The following is a 1,826-nucleotide window of genomic DNA, read 5'->3' as shown; positions in this document are numbered from 1 at the left end:
CATTCAGGAAGAAAGACGGCAGTGTCATTGTTAGGCGCGGGTGCTTCTCTGGAACTATTGAAGAATTCGAATCGGCAGTTAATAAGCGCCATTGCGACAATAAGCACGGTGAAATTTATCGTCATGTCATTTCGTTGCTGATATTACGGTTTAACCTGTCATAAAGAGATGAATATTTAACCCTCGCCGATATTTTTCGGCATCAATTAATACATCAATCTAAATTAAGGAAAGCCACGATGGAACTTACTATCGCGGGCGCCCCCATCGTGCGTCCTGAAATTAAATTTGACCCGATTCGGTCAATCGAATATCACTGCTCAAATATCGTCACGGGCCAGAGCTTCAAAAACAAAAGCTGGCTGCAACGGTTATTCGGGCAGCTTATTGCAACGGTTAATCAGAAGGGGAACCCGATATGAAAATCAGCGAATCAGGACAACGAGAGATAGAGAAAATTATCTCGACATTCTCAGATGCCGATTTGGATGTGGTTAACACATATTACGCTTTTGCTGATAAACGGGTAAAGCAAGATGAAATTTTTACTGCCATTCGCAGAATGACCGGCGTTGACGAAAGCGTGGTTGACATTCTGGCGAACGACCCTGACCAGAAAATAGCCCTTGAGACATTCACGGATGGATTTATTCAGCTGCTTGCAAAATACGAATACGCCACGGAGTTGTGGTTGAGAATGAGAGATGAGGAGGATGCAGCATGAGCACGGCATTAACAACAATGGCTGGAAAACTGGCTGAACGCCTTGGGTTGGATGCCGGTAATGATCTGCTTAGCGTATTAAAAGCCACCGCTTTTTCTGGAGAAGCTACCGATGCCCAGTTTACCGCATTACTCATCGTTGCCAACCAGTACGGCTTAAATCCATTCACCCGAGAAATTTACGCCTTCCCGGACAAACAGAATGGCATTGTCCCTGTAGTAGGTGTTGACGGCTGGGCACGAATTATTAATGGACACGACCAGTTCGACGGTATGGAGTTCGGGCAGGATTCAGAATCCTGCACATGCAAAATCTACCGGAAAGATCGCAAACACCCGATCAGCGTCACTGAATGGATGGATGAATGCAAACGCGAGGCTTTTAAGTCTAAAAGCGGTTATGAAGTTAAAGGGCCGTGGCAGTCCCATCCAAAACGCATGCTGCGTCATAAGGCGATGATCCAGTGCGCCCGTCTGGCATTTGGTTTTGCTGGTATCTACGACAAAGACGAGGCAGAGCGGATTATCGAAAGCAGCCCAGCAAGCGTTGTCGTTGGAAAGGAAACCGACGAACGTCGCCCTGCACTCATTGCCAAGTGCGAAGAGGCAGCACAACTGAGCATGGAAGTCTTCGCTGAAACGTGGAAGAGCCTTACCCAGGAAGAGCGCCAGATTATTGGCAATGCAGAGAAAGAGCGCATCAAAAAAAGCATTCCCGTCGATGCAGAATATAGCGAGGTGGATCATGCAACAGCGCAGTGATGAATGGTTTTCCGCCCGTTGTGGCAACGTGACCGCCAGTCGCCTGTCTGACGTAATGGCAAAAACCAAATCGGGCTATTCCGCCAGCCGCCAGAACTACATGGCAGAGCTTATCTGCCAGCGCCTAACTGGAAAGGTGGAAGAAAGTTACGCAAACTCTGCCATGCAGCGCGGCACTGAACTTGAACCGGTGGCGCGAAAGATGTACCTGCTTAACCAGTTTGACGCAGAAGTTACAGAAGTGGGATTTATTCCCCATCCAGAGATCGTAGGATTTGGTGCGTCGCCTGATGGCCTGGTCGGAAATGATGGCCTGATAGAAATAAAATGCCCCAACACAT

4 protein-coding genes are annotated in these 1,826 nt (G+C 48.0%); all 4 read left to right on the top strand.

Annotation, left to right across the window (positions count from 1 at the left end; genetic code table 11):
• Positions 1 to 239: 239 nt before the first annotated feature.
• The gene (locus QZ506_RS16000; protein WP_291972408.1) at positions 240 to 422 is read left to right on the top strand and encodes a hypothetical protein; all 183 of its coding nucleotides are present in this window, start codon (positions 240 to 242) and stop codon (positions 420 to 422) included.
• Positions 419 to 724: a hypothetical protein gene (locus QZ506_RS15995; RefSeq protein WP_291972406.1), complete on the top strand. Its 306-nt coding sequence runs from the start codon at positions 419 to 421 to the stop codon at positions 722 to 724. The genes QZ506_RS16000 and QZ506_RS15995 overlap by 4 nt, the downstream gene beginning before the upstream one ends.
• Entirely contained in the window at positions 721 to 1,485 is a 765-nt protein-coding gene (gene bet, locus QZ506_RS15990; protein ID WP_291972404.1) for a phage recombination protein Bet, read from the top strand. Before QZ506_RS15995 ends, bet begins: the two co-directional genes overlap by 4 nt.
• The coding region (locus QZ506_RS15985) for a lambda exonuclease family protein (protein ID WP_291972402.1) at positions 1,469 to 1,826 on the top strand (358 nt) is incomplete at its 3' end. The genes bet and QZ506_RS15985, both read left to right, overlap by 17 nt.

The sequence above is a fragment of the Candidatus Symbiopectobacterium sp. genome, from assembly GCF_020054415.1.
In the GTDB taxonomy this organism is placed as follows: Bacteria; Pseudomonadota; Gammaproteobacteria; order Enterobacterales; family Enterobacteriaceae; genus Symbiopectobacterium.
The sequence above is the reverse complement of the archived record's forward strand: the minus strand, read 5'-3'. Positions and strand labels throughout refer to the sequence as shown.

What these genes read in the sequence shown, in the direction of transcription:
- QZ506_RS16000 (WP_291972408.1), top strand. Translation starts at nt 240, where the DNA reads ATGGAACTTACTATCGCGGGCGCCCCCATCGTGCGTCCTGAAATTAAA.
- bet (WP_291972404.1), top strand. Translation starts at nt 721, where the DNA reads ATGAGCACGGCATTAACAACAATGGCTGGAAAACTGGCTGAACGCCTT.
- QZ506_RS15995 (WP_291972406.1), top strand. Translation starts at nt 419, where the DNA reads ATGAAAATCAGCGAATCAGGACAACGAGAGATAGAGAAAATTATCTCG.